General features: G+C 53.7%; 16 protein-coding genes. 15 read left to right on the plus strand and 1 reads right to left on the minus strand.

Translation table 11 applies throughout. From position 1 onward, the window contains the following. Positions 1–135: 135 nt before the first annotated feature. The 6 genes from MKY64_RS02305 (at position 136) to MKY64_RS02330 (ending at position 6,883) form a co-directional block, all read left to right on the plus strand. Positions 136–387 (plus strand): post-transcriptional regulator, encoded by a 252-nt coding sequence (locus tag MKY64_RS02305; RefSeq protein ID WP_036690543.1) that lies wholly within the window; start codon positions 136–138, stop codon positions 385–387. A gap of 233 nt (positions 388–620) precedes the next feature. Next, positions 621–1,874 (plus strand): protein translocase subunit SecD, encoded by a 1,254-nt coding sequence (secD, locus tag MKY64_RS02310; RefSeq protein ID WP_076081677.1) that lies wholly within the window; start codon positions 621–623, stop codon positions 1,872–1,874. Further along, positions 1,864–2,763 carry a protein translocase subunit SecF gene (secF, locus tag MKY64_RS02315; protein ID WP_036732355.1) on the plus strand — a complete coding sequence of 300 codons (900 nt, stop codon included), beginning with the start codon at positions 1,864–1,866 and terminating at the stop codon, positions 2,761–2,763. Before secD ends, secF begins: the two co-directional genes overlap by 11 nt. Positions 2,764–2,884: 121 nt before the next feature. After that, positions 2,885–3,850, plus strand: a complete 966-nt coding sequence (locus tag MKY64_RS02320) for a cation diffusion facilitator family transporter (protein WP_340950712.1) — start codon at positions 2,885–2,887, stop codon at positions 3,848–3,850. Between the two features lie 29 nt (positions 3,851–3,879). Further along, on the plus strand, positions 3,880–6,282 hold the full coding sequence (gene recJ / locus MKY64_RS02325) for a single-stranded-DNA-specific exonuclease RecJ (RefSeq protein ID WP_340950713.1): 2,403 nt from the start codon (positions 3,880–3,882) through the stop codon (positions 6,280–6,282). 82 nt (positions 6,283–6,364) lie between these two features. Next, positions 6,365–6,883, plus strand: coding sequence for an adenine phosphoribosyltransferase (locus tag MKY64_RS02330; protein ID WP_036732465.1), 519 nt, complete (start codon positions 6,365–6,367; stop codon positions 6,881–6,883). A gap of 112 nt (positions 6,884–6,995) precedes the next feature. Here MKY64_RS02330 and uraA read toward each other — a convergent pair whose 3' ends face one another. Further along, a complete protein-coding gene (gene uraA / locus MKY64_RS02335) occupies positions 6,996–8,306 on the minus strand; it encodes a uracil permease (protein ID WP_076081673.1) in 1,311 nt (436 codons plus the stop codon). A gap of 312 nt (positions 8,307–8,618) precedes the next feature. On the opposite strand from uraA, the gene MKY64_RS02340 reads away from it, so the two are divergent. The 9 genes from MKY64_RS02340 to MKY64_RS02380 all read left to right on the plus strand — a co-directional run bounded on the left by MKY64_RS02340 (position 8,619) and on the right by MKY64_RS02380 (position 19,240). Continuing rightward, positions 8,619–10,802, plus strand: coding sequence for a RelA/SpoT family protein (locus tag MKY64_RS02340; protein ID WP_036732347.1), 2,184 nt, complete (start codon positions 8,619–8,621; stop codon positions 10,800–10,802). Between the two features lie 28 nt (positions 10,803–10,830). After that, entirely contained in the window at positions 10,831–11,274 is a 444-nt protein-coding gene (gene dtd, locus MKY64_RS02345) for a D-aminoacyl-tRNA deacylase (RefSeq protein WP_036690534.1), read from the plus strand. 183 nt (positions 11,275–11,457) lie between these two features. Then, positions 11,458–11,613 (plus strand): hypothetical protein, encoded by a 156-nt coding sequence (locus MKY64_RS02350; RefSeq protein ID WP_340950714.1) that lies wholly within the window; start codon positions 11,458–11,460, stop codon positions 11,611–11,613. A 166-nt stretch (positions 11,614–11,779) separates the two neighbouring features. Then, a complete protein-coding gene (locus MKY64_RS02355) occupies positions 11,780–12,286 on the plus strand; it encodes a type 1 glutamine amidotransferase domain-containing protein (protein WP_340950716.1) in 507 nt (168 codons plus the stop codon). A 59-nt stretch (positions 12,287–12,345) separates the two neighbouring features. After that, positions 12,346–12,807, plus strand: coding sequence for a hypothetical protein (locus tag MKY64_RS02360; RefSeq protein ID WP_339250398.1), 462 nt, complete (start codon positions 12,346–12,348; stop codon positions 12,805–12,807). Between the two features lie 1,014 nt (positions 12,808–13,821). Beyond that, complete coding sequence (hisS, locus tag MKY64_RS02365) at positions 13,822–15,081, plus strand: histidine--tRNA ligase (RefSeq protein ID WP_340950718.1); 1,260 nt, start codon at positions 13,822–13,824, stop codon at positions 15,079–15,081. 50 nt (positions 15,082–15,131) lie between these two features. Next, on the plus strand, positions 15,132–16,910 hold the full coding sequence (gene aspS / locus MKY64_RS02370; protein ID WP_036732340.1) for an aspartate--tRNA ligase: 1,779 nt from the start codon (positions 15,132–15,134) through the stop codon (positions 16,908–16,910). Positions 16,911–16,986: 76 nt separating this feature from the next. Beyond that, positions 16,987–17,745: a tRNA threonylcarbamoyladenosine dehydratase gene (locus tag MKY64_RS02375; protein WP_340950720.1), complete on the plus strand. Its 759-nt coding sequence runs from the start codon at positions 16,987–16,989 to the stop codon at positions 17,743–17,745. A 193-nt stretch (positions 17,746–17,938) separates the two neighbouring features. After that, positions 17,939–19,240, plus strand: a complete 1,302-nt coding sequence (locus MKY64_RS02380; protein WP_339250395.1) for an NCS2 family permease — start codon at positions 17,939–17,941, stop codon at positions 19,238–19,240. Positions 19,241–19,396: the final 156 nt, after the last annotated feature.

The raw sequence follows: 19,396 nt of genomic DNA on the forward strand, positions 1-19,396 counted from the left end.
ATGCCGGTACAGGTGCGCTGCATGACAAGCATTCTGTAGACAAGTTTTTTGGTCTTAAGCAGGAAAGTGTGAGCGCAGGGTCGAATACGTACCACTGAGCATAGGTAATTGAGGAATCTTTGGAGGTGCCTGCACGTGGAATCGGAACAATGGAGATATGACGAGCTTAGTGAAGATATCGAAGCCATGTGCATCAGCAAAGCGGAGGAATTCCGGCTCCTCGGCTATGAATATGTGACCGGTAAGGATATTTGGGATTGCATCAGCCGCAATTATGCCAAGGAGGGAAGACCTCCCCTGCACAGGCTGGTCAATGACATTTATTCACTCAAGTCAGGCAGTTATATGACTTATCTGACCTTGGCGGCCTACCGGGGATTGAATTAACGGGGGGATTTGTCAAAAGGAACGATTTTCTTTTGCAAACGGGTACAGGAAGCAGTAAAGTAAGTAAAGAGTGTTCAGACTTGTCCTATCAAACGGAGGTATCCACGCTTTGCAGCAGAACCTGCCGTTTCTTTGTGTGAATCAAGACACCGTCATTCCTTCTGAATTGACGGTCATTTCGCACGTAGCTATAATAGGAATATTGAAGTAATGAAAGGGGAACTAGCTAGAGCATGAAGAGAATGTTGAGCTTTATCATTACCGTGGTCGTTCTAACGGGCGTCATGGTATTTACTACTCCCGGGCTGCTGGACAGAGTCCGTCTGGGTCTTGACCTCAAGGGCGGATTCGAAATTCTGTACCACGCCGAGCCAATGGATACGGGAGGAACTCTGACCCGCGCTTCGCTGCAGAAGACTGCAGAGAGCCTCGAGAAGCGGGCGAATGCACTCGGAACCAGCGAGCCTGAGGTGACCACCGAAGGTACGGACCGCATCCGTCTGAAGATCGCAGGTGTGACCGACGAAGCAGAGGTCCGCAAAAAAATGAAAGAGCCCGCAGTTCTGACCTTCCGCAGTGCCAATGAAGGGGATGCTCCCGGGGTGTACAGCAAGATTGAGCTTGTAGGCAGTGACTTTGTTGAAGGTGCGGCAGAGGTTCAACGCGATCAACTGAACCGTCCCGAAATCAGCATCTCCATCAAAGACAAGAAGAAATTCGCAGAGATTACCGAGCGCCTGTTGGGTAAGGAACTCGCCATCTATCTGGATGAGAACCTGTTATCTTCGCCTCCAACGGTACGAGCTGTCCTGACCGATGGTAAGGCTTCGATTTCCGGGGGATATACACTGGATGAAGCCCGTGAGATTGCCGATACAATCAACCTCGGTGCTTTGCCGCTGAAGCTGACAGAGAAATATTCCCAGAGCGTAGGGGCTACACTGGGTAAGCAATCCTTGGATGAGACCGTCAGAGCCGGGATTGTCGGTTCTGTGATTATTTTGATCTTCATGCTGCTTATGTACCGTCTTCCGGGCGTACTGGCCAGCTTTGCGCTGATCCTGCACACCTGGCTGCTGATTCTGGTATTTGTCCTGGCAGACTTTACACTGACCCTTCCCGGAATCGCCGCGTTCATCCTCGGTATAGGGATGGCCGTCGATGCCAATATCATTACCAATGAACGGATCAGGGAAGAAATGCGCAGCGGGAAGGGCATTATGTCTTCCGTCAAAGCAGGGAACAAGACCTCCTTCCGTACAGTTATGGATGCGAATGTAACCACTATTATCGTAGCGGCTGTCATGTTCGCCTTCGGTACGGGTGCGGTTAAAGGCTTCGCACTGATTCTGATCGTGGAAATTGTACTTAGTATTGTAACAAACCTTTATTTTGCCCACTGGCTGCTGACTGTGCTGGTTAAAGCCGGCGCACTCAAAAAGCCGAAGCAATTTGGGGTAAAGGAGAGTGACATCAGTGCGCTTTAAGAAAGAGCTTGATTTCGTACATTTAAGTAAATTCTTCTATATCTTCTCGATTGCCCTTACTGTGGCGGGGCTCGTCTTTCTGGCAACCTTCGGCCTGAACTACAGCGTTGACTTCAAGGCCGGGTCCAATGTGGACGTGGCGCTCTCTAAGAGTGTCACGCTGGCTGAGCTGCAGCCGGCTCTGAAGGATGCGGGCATCGAGCATGAACCAACCGTTACCATCGGCGACAAGCGGGTCAACATCCGCTATGATCAAGAGCTGAGTGATGCACAAAGTGAGACCCTCAAGAAGTCAATCAACAAGATTGATGACAAGGCTTCTTTTGAAATTAACACCGTAGATACTGAGATGGCTAAGGAGCTGGCCCGCAATGCGATCTATTCGGTGCTGCTCGCCAGTATCGGGATTATTATTTATGTTAGTATCCGTTTTGAATGGCGTTTTGCGCTGGCATCTATTGTAGCGTTGCTCCATGATGCCTTTATGGTTGTAGCGATTTTCTCCATCTTCCGTCTGGAGGTGGACATAACCTTCATTGTCGCGGTGCTGACCATTATCGGTTACTCGATTAACGATACTATCGTTATCTTTGACCGGATCCGCGAGAATCTGCGCTTCGGCAAACAGAAGTCGTATGAGGATCTTAAGGAGCTGGTTAACAAAAGTGTGGCGCAGACCCTTATGCGCTCGCTGTATACAGCCTTCACCGTATTTATTGCCGCATTCTTCCTGCTGATTATGGGCGGGGAGTCGATCCGCATGTTCTCGCTGGCCATGGTTATTGGCCTGCTCTTCGGAGCCTATTCATCGATCTTCATCGCAAGTCCGCTCTGGCTGCTTCTGAAGAAGCGTCAGAAGCCGGCGGCGAAGACCCCGGCCAAAGCCTAACACCCGGTTATTCTGTAAGCCGCGTCTGTAGCGACGCGGCTTTTCGGAATCTTCGGGTCAGGGCGTCTTGCTTGATTTCATCATCATGAGTTTACCTGCTAGTGGTAAGGAGGGCCTCGTTATGAATGACAAACCATTACCCCGGAAACAAACTGTTGCCTGGACCGGAATCCTTAGTGATGTTCTACTCGCTCTAGCCAAGGGAAGTATCGGTTATCTGTCAGGCAGTAAGGCATTGTTGGGGGATGCAATCTATTCCGGAGCAGATGCCGCTGCCAGACTGGCGGAGGTAATTCCGTGGAACCTGAAGCAGAGTCACAAGGCAAAAGGCTCAGCGGAACACGGCCGGGCTGCGCAAGGAAGCAAGGAGCCGATGGCGGCTATTCTGTTCTCTGTGCTGATTATTATGGGCGGGCTGCAGGTTGCTTTCTCGGCTATCCGTGATTTGACAAGGGGACATCTGTCGGCACCGGAGGAGTCAGCGCTTGTTGCTGTCCTGCTGTGCATTGTGTTCAAAGAGGCTGTATTTCAATACCAGTACCGTTATTTCAAAAAAAAGGGTGACGGCAGTCATGCTGCTTATGCCGATAGCCACCGGTTCAGCCTGTATACATCTATAACTGTATTTATCGGAATTGCCCTGGCCATAACTGGAGGATACTTGAACTGGCATCCTCTGCTCTACATGGACCCCATTGCAGCTCTGCTGACCGGATGTCTGATTCTCCGCAAAGGCTATTCGTTAATTGCTTCCTCTGTATACAGCAAGAAGATTCAGGAGCTTCCTTCCGAGGAAGCAGCCAGCTTCATTGAGACGGTTCAGCGGGTGCATGGAGTCATCCGGGTGGAGCAGCTCCGGGCACTGGAGGAAGGCAGTTATGTGAATCTGCATGTGAAGATTAGTGTGAATCCGCGGATCAGCGTGATGGAGGCCCAGGATATTTCAGAATGTGCCCGCAAGCTGCTGCAGCACCGGTTCGTTCATGTAGGGGAGGTTCATATGGATGTTGTGCCGTATGATCCGGGTTATCCTTATAAAAGCAATCACGAGCTTGTGGACAACGATATTCCCACGCTGCTTCAGTAGTCTGCAAGGTGAGAGAAAGGTGAACTGTATTGCTTCATTCTAAAACAAGCTGGCAATCTCCGGCAGCCAATTCCGAGCGTATTTCGGAACTGGCCCGGAGCCTTTCTATTTCTCCGCTCCTTTCTTCACTGCTGGTGCAAAGAGGGATGGATACCGCCGACAAGGCACGGGTATTCATGGATTCAGGAGCGGAAGATAGACATGATCCATTCCTGCTCAAAGGAATGGCTGAAGCGGTGCCGCGGATACAGAAGGCACTGCAAGAGGAAGAACATATTCTGGTGTATGGTGATTATGATGCGGACGGGGTTTCCAGCACTGCGCTGATGATCTACCTTCTGCGTCATCTTGGGGCCTCTTTTGATATTTATATTCCCCATCGCTCCAATGAAGGCTATGGACTGCATAATCATGCGCTGGACTGGGCGGTCCAGCAGGGTGTATCTCTCGTCATTACGGTTGATACTGGTATCAGTGCCTATCATCAGATTGCCTATGCCTCGGAGCTGGGCATTGATGTTATTGTCACGGATCATCATGAGCCGCCGGAGCTGCTGCCCGAGGCGTATGCCCTGATTAACCCGAAGCTGCCGGACTGCCCGTATCCCTTCAAGGGTCTGGCTGGAGTGGGGGTGGCTTACAAGCTGGCTGAGGCGCTCCTTGGCAGTGAAGTGCCAGAGGAATGGTGTGAGATTGCCGCTATAGGAACCGTTGCTGATCTGATGCCGCTGCTGGGCGAGAACCGCAGTCTGGTGCGCAGAGGCCTCAGCAGCATGCGGAATTCGTCGTTCCCGGGCATCCGTGCGCTGCTCTCGGTGGGCGGTATTGCGATGAACACCGTCAGTGCGGTGAATATCGCCTTCGGGATGGCGCCGCGTATTAATGCCAGCGGAAGACTGGATCATGCTGGCCGGGCGGTTACACTGCTGACCACGGAAGATGCGGCAGAAGCTGAGCAATTTGCCGGAGAGCTGGATCTGCTGAACAAGGAACGCCAACTGGTTGTCGAGCGAATTGTCACCGAAGCCACAGCCAAGCTGGAGGAGAGAATTAGCCGGAGCGGACTGCCGGATATTATAGTGCTGGCGGACCAGGGCTGGAATGTCGGCGTAGTCGGCATTGTGGCCTCCAAGCTGCTCGAGCGGTATTACCGTCCGGTTATTATTCTGGACATTCATCCGGAGACCGGGATGTGCAAGGGCTCTGCCCGTTCCATCCCGGGTCTGGATATCTATGCAGCCTTATCCTCATGCGCCGAATTGATGGACCACTTCGGAGGACATCCGGCCGCTGCCGGGATGAGTCTGCCGCAGGGCAAGCTGGAAGCCTTCGATGCGGCGCTGAATAGCTATGCTGCGTCTGTTCTGACACCGGAGGACTTCGTAGCTGTTACGGCTGCGGACGGGGAGGTATCCATTGCCGATCTGACCCTCCAGGCTGCGCTTGAGCTGGAGCGGCTTGCGCCGTTCGGCATGGCCAATCCGCTGCCGAGATTCATTCTGCGCGGAGCAGTTGTGAAGGAGACACGGAAGATGGGTCAGGAGGGCAAGCACCTGAAGCTTGTGCTCCAGCAGGACAAGCTGACGATTGAAGCTGTAGCCTTCGGCAAGGGGCCGCTGGCTGATCTGCTTCCGGATGGTACAGTCGTGGATGTTCTGGCAGAGCTGTCCGTCAATGAATGGAACGGCTCGCGCAAGCCTCAGCTAATGCTGCAGGATCTTGCGGTGCCGAAGGCGCAGCTGTTCGATCTGCGCGGCGCGGCCGATGCCGTCAAGCAAGCGGCGCATATTCAGGAGCTGCTCCGCACCTATAGCGGCAGCAGTCCCGGCCGGAGTGCAGCGGTCTTCCAGAACAGCCGGACAACGCCGCTGCGTGATCTGAAGGACATGTCCCTCTGGGTATACGATGAGTCTGCCGGGATCTCGGCTGTACATCAGCCGGAGGGCACGCGTGACGAAGAGGGACTGTCACTGCTCTGTGTGCTTGATATGCCGGAGTCTCCGGAGCAGCTGGAAGCACTGTTCACTGCTTTTCCCCAAGCGGAGAACATTGCCCTGCTGCATTCAATCCGTGACGGGCGTGACCGGCTGCAGGTTCCCACCCGTGATCATTTCAAATCGTTATATCAATGGATTGCCGCAATCGCTGCATCTCCAACTCCTGAGCAAGAAGTGCTGCTGCGGCTCAGCCGCCAGTCGGCGCTTGGTGTGCGTATGGTGAGCAGAATGCTGGATGTGTTCGATGAGCTTGACTTCATTGAGCGCAGCGGCGGCAAGATCACCTTTGTCCCGCAGCCTGCCGCCAAGAGTCTGAGCACATCAGAGCATTTCGTCAGACTGGGCAAGACGGCGGAGATGGAGCAGTATTTCATGGAAGGCAGCCGCAGTGAATTGCAGGAATTCATGCTGTCACGGCGTTTAGGGGCCTCATAACAGCTACACATGCTGTCACGGTCATTTGGTTTGAGTAACTTCAGCGGGGGTGATCCCCGCTTACTTTTAGGAGATGATGATGTTGGATTTCAAAAACAATATTCGCGTAATTCCGGATTTCCCCCAGGCTGGAATCAGCTTCAAAGATATTACTACACTGCTGAAGGACGGCGCTGCGTACCGTGCAGCCATCGATGAGCTTAAAGCTCTCGTGGCCCACCTGGAGATCGATGTCATTGCCGGACCAGAGGCGCGTGGCTTTGTAGTGGGCGCACCGCTGGCTTACGCGCTGGGTGTAGGCTTCGTGCCGATCCGCAAAAGCGGCAAGCTTCCTTATGAGACAATCGAAGTGGGCTATGATCTGGAATACGGCAAGGATACCCTCGCTGTGCATACCGATGCGATCAAGCCCGGCCAGAAGGTGCTGATTGCGGATGATCTGCTGGCTACCGGAGGGACGATTGCTACGTCAGTAAACCTGGTGGAACAGCTTGGCGGACAAGTGGTCGGCGCTGCATTCCTGATCGAGCTGACGGCTCTGGCCGGACGGGACAAGCTGTCGGATATTGAAGTGGTTACCTTGTTGACTTACGAGGATTAATCGTCGTGCCCGGCAACTTTTCCCGGGAAATATAAAGCGGACTGCTGTCGAATGAAGACAGCAGTCCGCTTTTTGTTGATGTGCTGGGTGGATAATAACAGATGTGAGTTATTTAATGTGCCGATTTGTCAGCTTCCTGTTCATTGGACAGGCCCAGAACCTCGATCAGCTTGAAGAGCAGGGCGAGGACCATACCTACGATAGTCGCCAGTGCCATGCCTTTCAGCTCTACACCGCCAAGCTTCAGCGAAATGCCGCTGATGCCGACCACCAGGACGAGCGTAGCCAGAATCATGTTGGTGGCTTTGGAGAAATCGACTTTCTGTTCCACGAAGATACGCAGGCCTGATGCCGCAATAACACCGAACAGCAGCAGGGATACACCGCCCATAACCGGCAGCGGAATGTTGGCAATGACCGAGGAGAACGTTCCGGAGAACGACAGCACGATGGCGATTACAGCAGCGCCCGCGATAACATATACCGAGTACACCTTGGTCAGAGCCATAACGCCGATATTCTCACCATAGGTTGTATTAGGCGTAGACCCCAGGAACCCGGAGAGTACTGTTGAAATCCCGTTACCCATCAGTGAGCGGTCCAGTCCCGGGTCCTTGGTCAGATCCTTGCCCACGATATTGCTGGTGACCAGCAAATGGCCGATATGCTCCACAATGACCACAAGCGATACAGGAATAATAGTCAGAATGACCTGCCAGTTGAAGGATGGGGTAATGATCGTGGGATGCGAGAGGAAACTTGCTTGAGAGATGGCACCAGTATTCACCTCACCCAAGATATAAGCGAGTACATAACCGGTAACAATACCGATGAGGATATGAATGATTTTGGGGAAGCCGCGGAACAGCACGGAGCCGAGCACGGTAACACCAAGCGTGACGAGCGACAGGGTAATCGCTTTGCCGTCAGGCGTCCAGTCAGCGGTGGCCACACCATCTGGAGCAATCAGTCCGGCCATCCGTGCGGCTACAGGCACAAGCTCCAGTCCAATCGTGGCAACTATCGCTCCCATAACTGCCGGAGGGAATACAATATCAATCCAGCCGGTACCGGCATAACGTACAATTAAGGCCACAAGAATGAAGATAACACCAGTCACGATAAAAGCGCCCAGTGCAAGCGAATATCCGCGCTCATGATCGCCGGCATGCTCTTTCAGCACAAGCAGCACCGGCGAGATGAAGGCGAAGCTTGAACCCAAATAGGCGGGGATTTTGCCGCGGCAGATCAGAATGTAGAGCAAGGTGCCGATACCATTCATCAGCAGGATCATGCCGGGATCTACCCCGAACAGGTTGGGAACAAGCACGGTGCTGCCGAACATGGCGAACAGATGCTGAAGACTCAGGAGGAAGCCCGGGCCCCAAGGGAGTCTTTCGTTAACTTGAATTTCGCGTTGCAATGGAGTTCACTTCTCTTTCTGATCTAATTTGATTTGACAATTCTTATCTTTTAAAAAACCGCCTTTACTAGATTAAATAGAACAGCGGGTTTTTACAACAACATTTTTATCCGTGCCACAAAATTGTCTTTTCTTGACCCTTTCCCTGACAGGAATACCACGCTATGGCAAGTGTTGACGGAATCCTTCGTAAGCGTCATAATTATAGACAACTTTAACCTGAGCGCAATGCAGCCGGGAACGTATGGAACCTGCAAATTCTGCATGCTTGCAGGTTCATTTTATTATAGAAGGGAAACGGATACGACGAGAATGGGCATAGAGCAACTAACCGAAAAGGCTGGCGCCTATATAAAAGAAAAAGATCTTCTCCGCATCCGTGAAGCTTATGAATTCGCCGATCAGGCTCATCACGGGCAGGTACGGAAGTCGGGGGAGCCATACATTCTGCATCCGCTGGCGGTCGCAGATATTGTCGTCAATATGCAAATGGATGTCATATCCATCATTGCTGCGCTGCTGCATGATGTTGTGGAAGATACGACGGTGTCCCTGGAGCAGATCCGCACGAAATTTGGCGATACCTGCGCCATGCTGGTAGACGGCCTGACCAAGCTGGAACGCATCCGCTTCCGCTCCAAGGAAGAGCAGCAGAACGAGAACTACCGCAAGATGTTCATCGCTATGGCCCAGGATATCCGGGTGATCGTGATTAAGCTGGCGGACCGTCTGCATAATATGCGTACGCTCAAATACCAGTCTGAAGAGAGTCAGCGCCGGATTTCTTATGAGACGCTGGAGATCTTTTGTCCCATTGCGGACCGGCTGGGGATCTCTGCGATCAAGTGGGAGATGGAGGATATTGCACTCCGTTATCTGAACCCGCAGCAGTACTACCGGATTGCGAATCTTGTACACAAGAAGCGGGCAGAACGCGAGCAGTTCATTGACAGTGTCATCGGCCGCATCCGCGCCAAGCTCGATGAAATGGGCATCGAAGGCGATCTCTCGGGACGCCCGAAGCATATCTACAGTGTCTATAACAAGATGAACACGAAGAACAAGCAGTTCAACGAGATCTATGATCTGCTGGCTATCCGCATTATCGTCGACAATATTAAGGATTGTTATGCCACTTTGGGCATTATTCATACGCTTTGGAAGCCGATGCCTGGCCGTTTCAAGGACTATATTGCTATGCCCAAGGCGAACATGTATCAGTCTTTGCATACAACCGTAGTAGGTCCGGGAGGAGAGCCGACGGAGGTTCAGATCCGCACCTGGGAGATGCACCGCACGGCCGAATTCGGGATCGCCGCCCACTGGGCGTATAAGGAAGGCAGCAGCAACAACAACGTCAATCCCGAGAACCGGATGCCGTTCTTCCGCGAGATTCTGGAGCTGCAGCACGAAGCCAAGGATGCCGAAGAATTTGTAGAATCGCTGAAGATGGACTTTTTCTCTGATCTGGTCTTCGTATTCACGCCTAAGGGTGAGGTAGTGGAGCTGCCTGCCGGCTCGGTGCCGCTGGATTTCGCGTTCCGCATTCATACCGAGGTCGGGAACCGGACAATCGGCTCCAAGGTGAACGGGCGCATTGTTCCGCTTGACCATAAGCTGAAGACCGGGGATATCGTGGAGATTCTGACCTCGAAGAATTCTTACGGTCCGAGCCGCGATTGGCTGAAGATTGCCCAGTCCTCACATGCGCGGAGCAAGATCAAGCAGTGGTTCAAGAAGGAGAAGCGTGAGGAGAACGTGGAGAAGGGCCGGGAGGCCATCGAACGCGAGCTGAAGCGCCTGAACGTGGAGGTCTCTGACTGGCTGACGGAGGACAAATTGTCCGAGGCTGCGAAGAAGTTCGCTTTCAATGATGTGGAGGATATGCTGTCAGCGGTCGGCTTCGGCGGGATTACCGCAGCGCAGATCGCCTCCAAGCTGACTGAGAAGCTGCGTAAGGACCAGGAGGAGGCCGCAGGTCATCTGGAGCTTACCTCCGAGATGAAGGCGATCAAATCCAGCGGAGAGAAGCGCAACCAGCCGACCAACGGGGTCCGTGTCAAGGGGATCGACAATCTGCTGGTACGCTTCGCACGATGTTGTAATCCTGTGCCGGGCGACGATATCATCGGATATGTGACCCGTGGACGGGGCGTATCGGTACACCGTGAGGATTGTCCGAACATTCCGAACGAGATGGACGGGGAGGAAGCAGCGCGCGTGATTGAAGTGGAGTGGGAAGGCAGTATGGAGGCTAATTACAGCGTCGATATTGAGATTACCGGCCATGACCGCAACGGGCTGCTGAATGAAGTGCTGCAGGCGGTATCGGAGAGCAAGACCAATATTTCAGCGGTCACCGGGCGCTCCGACAAGAACAAGATGGCGATGATCCATATGACGATTCTGATCCGCAATACCGATCACCTGCAGTCAGTGGTCGACAAAGTGAAGCGGGTCAAGGATGTGTATACCGTTAACCGTATTATGCAATAGGTGCTAAGGCAAGGAGCTGAAGGATGAGATGAGAGTCGTTGTGCAGCGCTGCAAGAACTCCAGTGTAACGGTGGACGGTGCAGTGACCGGAGCCATTGGAGAGGGCCTGCTGCTGCTGGTCGGCGTAACCCATGAGGATACAGAGAAGGATGCCAAGTATTTGGCTGACAAGGTTGCCGGACTGCGGATTTTTGAGGATGCGGCCGGTAAAATGAACCATAGTGTGACGGAGGCCGGTGGGGCCATTCTGTCCGTCTCCCAGTTCACGCTGTACGGGGACTGCCGCAAGGGCAGACGCCCCAACTTCATGGCGGCAGCGGCTCCGGCTGAAGCAGAGCGTCTCTATGACTACTTCAACCAGGAGCTGCGTGCCGGAGGGCTGCAGGTAGAGACTGGCGTGTTCGGAGCGATGATGGATGTCGCCCTGACCAACTGGGGACCGGTTACGCTGCTGCTGGACAGCAAGGGTTAGGATTAGAGCCGGGCAGACGCCGCTATAAAGGACGGCAAAGCCGTTTCCACTTGATAAGATACATCACGGGACTCCACAAGGTGGGGTCTTTTTTGCTTCTAGTTAACCAAGCGGGATAGCAGCAGCCCTGGCTGGATAGACTATGAATGATGCACCATTATTCAAGTGCGGGGAGCAAGCAGAATGAGACAAGCACCAAAAGCATGGATGTGGAACATGATTCAGTCCCACGTGGCCGGGTCGATGACCGAAGCCTCAGCGACAGCCAAGGAAGCCGGGGACCCGAAGGAACCGCAGGGACTCCAGCGTAGAGGCCGCGGTCTTTTGCCGCGTACCTAACTGGAGCGAAGGTATGCGGGGGAGTGGATTTTTTTGAAAATATAAGAATGTATATGTTTCACGAAACAGAATTTACTGGAACTGCTTAGGCTTCGTTATAAAGCGGGGGAATGAGGGTAATAGATTGACGAGACGACAGCAGCCTTAGAGAGGAGATATGGATCTCATGAGTAAAGTAGCTTTTCTGCTCGCCAATGACTTTGAAGATTCTGAAATGAAGGTTCCTTACGAAGAAGTTCTACAGGCAGGACATCAGGCAGAAATCATCGGTCTTAAGAAAAATGAGACCCTGCTCGGCAAAAAAGGAAGCGTATCCTATACATCGGATAAAGCGATCAGCGAGGTCACAGCCGCAGAGTATGATGCGATAGTCATTCCAGGCGGATCTTCGCCGGAGAATCTTCGTCTTGACCCGGATATTCTGCAATTCGTGAAGGATGCTGACCGTGCAGGCAAGCCGATTGCGGCTATCTGCCACGGCCCGCAGATTCTGATCAGCGCTGAATTGCTGCAGGGCCGTACCCTTACCTCCTACCCGCCGCTGAAGGATGATCTGATCAATGCCGGTGCGGAGTTCAAGGATGAAGAGGTCGTGATAGACGGCAATTACATTACTTCACGCACACCCAAGGATGAGCCCGCTTTTGTGCGTGAGCTGCTTAAGGTGTTGTAATACAAGAAATACATGCGTAACCCGTTTGGCATAATACAACTTTATGGGAGGGATTTACAATGACTAGAAGAATCCAGGCCTATTTCAGTACAGAAGATGCAGCGGAAGGTGCTAAGACCTCGTTGATTCCTTATGGTGTAGAGGGGATTGAGGTATCGGCTTTAACGGACCCTTTGGATAATGGAGTAAATAACCGGCGCAACATTCTAATACCGCTGGGCTCCACCAATACCGCTTCAACAGGTGCCGGAGGCGTTTACGCTGCCGGAGGTGCAACAGGTATGGGGTCCGGGGCGGCCATTGTCCCGGCAGTTGCGGCAGAGGATGATCTGAAACGTACGGATGAAGTACGCGCCGATGAAGTACGCACGGAGGGCGAGGTGCATAGAGGGCAAGAGCTGACAAGCAGTGACCTGGAGCACTTGCATTATGTGATGGATCTCAAGGTAGCCGAGAATCATTACAACGAGGTTGTAGAGGTTCTGCGCGGCAAGCAGGCCTATGTGGAGATTTTTGATTAAAAGGGACCGCGGTATCCCGCCGGGATACATTTCAGCTCCAGCCCTCCGTTATGGAGAGGCTGGAGCTGTTTTATATGCAGCATAAAAGGAAGAACTGCATTATAGATCTAGACAGGAGCTGTGGGATGGTGTAACCTATGGATTAGCATGACAGCGGGGATTTGGACGGCTTGGTGAAACGCTTTCTTTTCTGTAATGCAACTGTAACACTACATTCATGATTCCTTAATATAGCGTGTTTATAATAGAAGCATGACCCCCTTTTTTATAATATATGATGATGGACCTGCAGCAATCGGCTGCAGGTCACTTTTTTGTTTTTAGGGTTGGCGAAAGAGTGAGTGCCAGCAGAGTGAAGCGGACTGAGAAGCGCCTATTTGTCCAAAAACCGTTATTTTGAGGCAGACGAGGACTGACATTCCGTTATTAGGTTGATTTGAGCGATTAACGAGGCAGATGTAGGCACATAACGGAATCTGAGTCCGCTTAAGCTGAGAATGTTGAGTTTTTGCCACAATAGCGGAATCTCTGTCCACTTGGCGGAAGGAACGCTGGTGGCAGCTTATTTTATTCAATCCTTGACTTTAGCGCAGTGGTTCAGTAGAATCTAACAGTATACGGTAAGTTTATATTGTTTTGATGACGGGACCAAGTAATCCGTAACCCACAACCCCAGAGAGGAATCCCGCAGATCATGGCTGTCGTCCAGGTAAGGAGGACCGTACGCTGATCCGCAAGGCTGTAAGGATTCTGTTGATGAACGGACGAATGACCTCCCCGAGAACGCACGGCGAACGCAGGCAGCAGGATTGCCTACAGTCAGTAGCCGATTGCGCGTAGGCGGGCGTTAACCGCTTAGAGCGGAGCTTACGCAGAGCAAGTTGCTAAGCCCGGAATGTGGGTGGTACCACGGGTGAATTATTGGTTATGATAATCCCTCGTCCCTGTTTGTAATTGAACAGGGATGAGGGGTTTTTTGCTGTTTTAAGGGGTTATTTTCAGGAGGGATAGACTGTGGCTAAAGAAAGATTCGAGAAACCAACAGGTACACAGGATGTGCTGCCGGGTGCAGTAGAGAAATGGCAGGTTGTGGAGGCTAAGGCCAGAGAGCTGTGCCGCCGCTTCAATTACCGGGAGATTCGCACCCCGCTCTTCGAGCACACCGGGCTGTTCGAGCGCGGAGTCGGCGAAACAACGGATATTGTAGAAGGTGAGATGTACACCTTCAAGGATAAGGGCGACCGCGATCTGGCGCTTCGTCCCGAAGGGACAGCAGGCGTGGTACGCGCGTATGTCCAGAACAAGCTGTACGGGGAGCCGGATGTCAGCAAGCTGTACTATATCGGACCGATGTTCCGTTATGAGCGTCCGCAGGCCGGCAGATACCGCCAGTTCCATCAGTTCGGCATCGAAGCCTTCGGCGCGGTGGACCCGGCGATTGATGCTGAAGTCATCTCGCTTGGATACCAGTTCTACATTGATCTGGGGCTGAAGGATGTGCGGGTAGAGCTGAACTCGGTCGGCAATGCTCCGAGCCGTGCGGCTTACCGCGAGAAGCTGCTGGATTTCCTGAGACCGATGAGAGAGAGCCTGTGCAGCGACTGCCAGCGGCGGATGGAACGCAACCCGCTGCGCGTGCTGGACTGCAAGGTTGATCAGGACAAGTTCGGCGGAGCGCCTTCTATTCTGGACAGTCTGGATGAAGAGTGTACAGAGCATTTTGCCAAGGTGAAGGGGCACCTGGATGTGATGGGTGTGGAATACAGCATCAACCCCCGCCTGGTGCGCGGCCTTGATTATTACACGCATACAGCGTTTGAGTATAAAGCGGCAGGCATTGGCTCCATCGACACGGTGGGCGGCGGCGGCCGGTACAATGGTCTGGTCGAGGAGATCGGCGGACCGGATCAGCCGGGCATCGGGTTCGGGATTGGACTGGAGCGGATTCTGCTGATTCTGGAGAATCAGGGTGTGGAGCTGGAAGCGGCGAAGCCGCTGGATGTGTACTTCGTCGCATTAGGTGAAGCAGCAGATCTGGAGATCACGAAGCAGCTGTTCCGTCTGCGCAGTCTTGGATTCTCTGCGGAGCGCGATTACCTGGGACGCAAGATGAAGGCGCAGATGAAGTCGGCGGACCGTATGTCAGCCCGGTATACGGCGATTCTCGGTGAAGACGAGCTGAATAGCGGCGTCATCGCACTGAAGTCGATGGAGACCGGCGAGCAGCGGACTTTGAAGCTGGACGAACTGGCAGAGGCGCTGATTCAGAATTAGGCGAAAAGGCGAGTATATGTAATTTTAATCATGAAGGGGTAGGATAAAAGATGACCAGAAGCCATAACTGTGGACAATTAACGACAGCGAGCATCGGTGAGACAGTAACATTGAACGGTTGGGTGCAGACCCGCCGTGACCTTGGAGGCGTGCTGTTCATTGATCTGCGCGACCGGACAGGGATTGTACAGATTGTATTCAACCCTGACTATTCCGGAGAAGCGCTGCAGATTGCCGATAAGGTCCGCAGTGAATACGTGCTGTCCGTGACAGGTACGGTGGTTAAGCGCGATGAGGAGACCGTTAACCGCAACCTGCCGACCGGTGAGATCGAAGTGCAGATTACAGACATCGAAGTGCTGAATGCGGCCAAGACGCCTCCATTCTTCATCGAAGACGGAGTGGAAGTAGACGAATCCCTGCGTATGAAATACCGTTACCTGGATCTGCGCCGTCCGGAGATGCACAAGACGCTGCTGCTCCGTTCCAAGGCAGCGAAGATCTTCCGCGATTTCCTCGACAACGAAGGCTTTATCGATGTGGAAACGCCGATCCTGACCAAAAGCTCGCCGGAAGGCGCACGTGACTATCTCGTGCCAAGCCGTGTGCATGAAGGGGAATTCTTCGCGCTTCCGCAGTCACCGCAGATCTACAAGCAGCTGCTGATGGTCGGCGGCATCGAGCGTTATTACCAGATGGCCCGCTGCTTCCGCGATGAGGATCTGCGTGCTGACCGCCAGCCGGAATTTACGCAGTTCGATATTGAGACCTCGTTCATGCCGCAGGATGAGTTGCTGTCGATGATGGAGAAGCTCATGCAGCGTCTGCTGAAGGAGACGGTTGGGGTTGAGGTATCCGCACCGTTCCAGCGGCTGACCTATGCCGAAGCGATCGGCAAATACGGCTCGGACAAGCCGGACCTGCGGTTTGGCCTGGAGCTGGTAGAGATGAATGATATCGTTGCTGAGAGCGGCGTGAAGGTATTCGCTTCCGTGATCGAGAAGGGCGGAGAAGTGAAATGTCTGAACGCCAAGGGCTGTGGCACCTGGACACGTAAGGAGATTGACGATCTTGGACCATACGCTGCACGCTACGGCGCCAAGGGTCTGGCCTGGATTCAGGTCAAAGACGGCGAGTTCAAGGGACCGATTGTGAAGTTCTTCTCCGAGGAAGAAATCGCTGCCGTGAAGGAGCGCACAGGTGCCGAAGAAGGCGACCTGCTGCTCTTCTCCGCGGATACCAAGAAAGTGGTAGCAGATGTACTTGGCGCCTTGCGTCTGAAGATCGGCCGCCAGCTTGGTCTGATCGACGACAGTGTGTTCAAATTCGCTTGGGTAACGGAATTCCCGCTTCTCGGCTACGATGAAGACCAGAAGCGTTATGTGGCTGAGCATCACCCGTTCACACGTCCGATGGACGAAGACCTGCATCTCTTCGATACCGATCCTGGCGCCATCCGCGCACAGGCGTATGACCTGGTGCTTAACGGCTACGAGGTGGGCGGCGGTTCCCAGCGTATCTACAAGCGTGAAGTTCAGGAGAAAATGTTCAATGCACTCGGCTTCTCGCAGGAGCTGGCCTATGAGAAATTCGGCTATCTGATGGATGCCTTTGAATACGGCACGCCTCCGCATGGCGGCATCGCGTTTGGCTTCGACCGTCTGATTATGCTGCTGGCGGGCCGCACGAACCTGCGTGAGACCATTGCCTTCCCTAAGACAGCAAGTGCAACGGACCTGCTGATGGATGCTCCATCCCCGGTGGATGCCGGACAACTGGAGCAGCTGCACATCAAGCTGGCACCGAAACCGGAGAAAGAAAAGAAATAAATTAACTATGGACTGACGGGGCGCTCCAGGAGAGCAGAGGGACGTCCCGGAAGCCTTGCCCAAGGAGGCTGACATCATGCTGAATCAGTTCTCGCGTACGGAGCTGGCGATCGGGCCGGAAGGCCTGGCGATCATGAAGAACAGCACAGTAGCTGTGCTGGGAATCGGCGGAGTTGGCGCTATGGCAGCGGAAGCGTTGGCCCGGACCGGAATCGGCCGCATTATCCTGATTGATAAGGATTCGGTCGATATTACCAACATCAACCGCCAGCTCCATGCGCTGACCACGACCATCGGCCAGAACAAAACCGATCTGATGGTGGACCGCATCAAGCTGATTAATCCGGACTGCGAAGCGATTGCGCTAAATATGTTCTACACCGAAGAGACGTATGAGGAGCTGTTCAAATACAAGCTGGACTATGTGATTGACGCTTCGGATACGATTATCTATAAGATTCACCTGATCAAGGAATGTCTGGCCCGGAAGATCCCGCTGATCTCCAGCATGGGAGCGGCCAACAAGATGGACCCGACCCGCTTCCAGGTCGCCGACATCTCCAAGACTACCATGGACCCGATTGCCCGGGTGATCCGCACCAGACTGCGTAAGGAAGGCATCAAGAAGGGCGTGAAGGTGGTCTTCTCCACCGAGAAGCCTGTGAAGCCGCGCGAAGATGTGACGGAGCAGATTGTGCCCGCGGATGCGCCGGACCGGCGCAAGGCGAAGCAGCCTCCGGCCAGTACTTCTTTTGTCCCCCCTGTAGTCGGCCTGATTATGGTCAGTGTAACGGTACGGGATTTGCTCGAAACGGGCGGTATTACATTTGAATGAATTCTATCAGGTAAAAGGGTGTGTAGCCGGCTTCCGGCTATATGCCCTTTTATTACGGTATGTTTTGGGGCCCCCCGCAAAGTACCTGAGTAAACATCGAAGCAAACCCTCACTTTGTGGGGATATTTTTACGGTATGTTTTGTGGAGAGATACTTGACATCCTATGAGAAGAACTTAAGTGGAGGTTGTTACATGAAATCGAATATTTGGCGGAATAGTGTGGGAATGGAGCCGGGCGACAACTGGAAACAGGAATGGGCGGCCGGCATCCTGTCGTATTTCGCTTCGGTATATATTGTAATGGTTAACGCGGCGATCCTGGCAGATGCAGGCATGCCGCTGCGGGCCGGGATGGTTGCTACGCTGCTGACAGCCATCACAGGCTGCCTGCTCATGGCGTTTGGCGGCAAAACGCCGATTATCGTGGTCCCGGGCATGGGGATCAATGCCTTTTTCACCTATACGCTGGTGCATTCCATGAAGCTGGACTGGCGTGAGGCGCTGGCCGTGGTAGTGGTGACCGGGGTGCTGTTTACCATTGTGGCCTTCACCTCGCTCTACCGCATTCTCAGCGATGCGATTCCCCATAATCTGCAGCATGCGATCACAGTTGGCATCGGGCTGTTCCTGACCTTCATCGGCCTGCAAAAAAGCGGGATTGTCATTGCTCACGCCACCACCTTCGTCGCCATCGGGCATTTCAGTGATCCTGCGGTCATTACCTCGGTGGTGACGCTGCTGCTGGCGCTGGTGCTGTTCATCCGCGGCACACGCGGCGGTCTGCTGATCAGTATGCTCGTGGGCACAGGGCTTGCCTATCTGCTGGGGGCCGCTCATGCGCCGAAGAATACCGAGCCGGGACATGTGTTCAGCGGTTATGGCAGCGTGTTCGCCAGTATGGACTGGGGCGGATTCGTCAGCCTCGTCTTCTGGATTGCCGTCTTCCTGCTGCTGCTGATTGTGGTGTTTGAGAATATCGGCCTGATCTCTTCCCAGACACTGATGGCAGGACGCCCGGAACGCTTCAAAAGCAGTCTGCGGGCGCTCTCGCTCGCCAACATCGCGGCAGGTCTGTTCGGCAGCAGCCCGGTGGTCGCCGCTGCCGAATCCACCGCCGGGATTGCGGCAGGGGGACGCTCCGGCTTAACTTCACTCGTCACCGGCCTGCTGTTCGGCGCGACCTTCCTGTTCATCCCGCTGCTGGCTTATGTGCCGGACAGCGCGATTGCGCCGATTCTGATCGTGATCGGCGGGCTGATGGTGCAGAGTGTGCGCGAGATGGATCTCGGCGACATGACGGAGCTGTTTCCGGCGTTCCTGGTCATGGTGATGATTCCCTTCACCTACAGCATCGTGGACGGCATGGCGTTTGGCTTCATCACCTATCCGTTGGTGAAGCTGGCTACCGGCAAAGGCAAGGAGGTTCCTCCTGCCTTGTATGGTATTGCCGGACTGTTCATTGCGAACTTCGTGCTGCATGCGCTGATGGGCTAACAGCAAAGGCGGAAGGGGGAAGCACCCCTTCTCTCATCCGCTTGTCCTCCGCGTGGAGGGCAGTTTGAAAAATATGGCTTTCCCCGCTCTGCTGTGTTATGATGGACAGCTCACACAACTTAAGGTGCATGCTTCCGAAGCAAGTTATGCTCGAAG

The sequence above is a fragment of the Paenibacillus sp. FSL R7-0210 genome, from assembly GCF_038009085.1.
GTDB classification, from domain to species: Bacteria; Bacillota; Bacilli; order Paenibacillales; family Paenibacillaceae; genus Paenibacillus_AQ; species Paenibacillus_AQ silagei.

What these genes read in the sequence shown, in the direction of transcription:
- secD (WP_076081677.1), top strand. Translation starts at nt 621, where the DNA reads ATGAAGAGAATGTTGAGCTTTATCATTACCGTGGTCGTTCTAACGGGC.
- MKY64_RS02320 (WP_340950712.1), top strand. Translation starts at nt 2,885, where the DNA reads ATGAATGACAAACCATTACCCCGGAAACAAACTGTTGCCTGGACCGGA.
- MKY64_RS02340 (WP_036732347.1), top strand. Translation starts at nt 8,619, where the DNA reads ATGGGCATAGAGCAACTAACCGAAAAGGCTGGCGCCTATATAAAAGAA.
- dtd (WP_036690534.1), top strand. Translation starts at nt 10,831, where the DNA reads ATGAGAGTCGTTGTGCAGCGCTGCAAGAACTCCAGTGTAACGGTGGAC.
- MKY64_RS02350 (WP_340950714.1), top strand. Translation starts at nt 11,458, where the DNA reads ATGAGACAAGCACCAAAAGCATGGATGTGGAACATGATTCAGTCCCAC.
- MKY64_RS02355 (WP_340950716.1), top strand. Translation starts at nt 11,780, where the DNA reads ATGAGTAAAGTAGCTTTTCTGCTCGCCAATGACTTTGAAGATTCTGAA.
- MKY64_RS02360 (WP_339250398.1), top strand. Translation starts at nt 12,346, where the DNA reads ATGACTAGAAGAATCCAGGCCTATTTCAGTACAGAAGATGCAGCGGAA.
- aspS (WP_036732340.1), top strand. Translation starts at nt 15,132, where the DNA reads ATGACCAGAAGCCATAACTGTGGACAATTAACGACAGCGAGCATCGGT.
- MKY64_RS02375 (WP_340950720.1), top strand. Translation starts at nt 16,987, where the DNA reads ATGCTGAATCAGTTCTCGCGTACGGAGCTGGCGATCGGGCCGGAAGGC.
- MKY64_RS02380 (WP_339250395.1), top strand. Translation starts at nt 17,939, where the DNA reads ATGAAATCGAATATTTGGCGGAATAGTGTGGGAATGGAGCCGGGCGAC.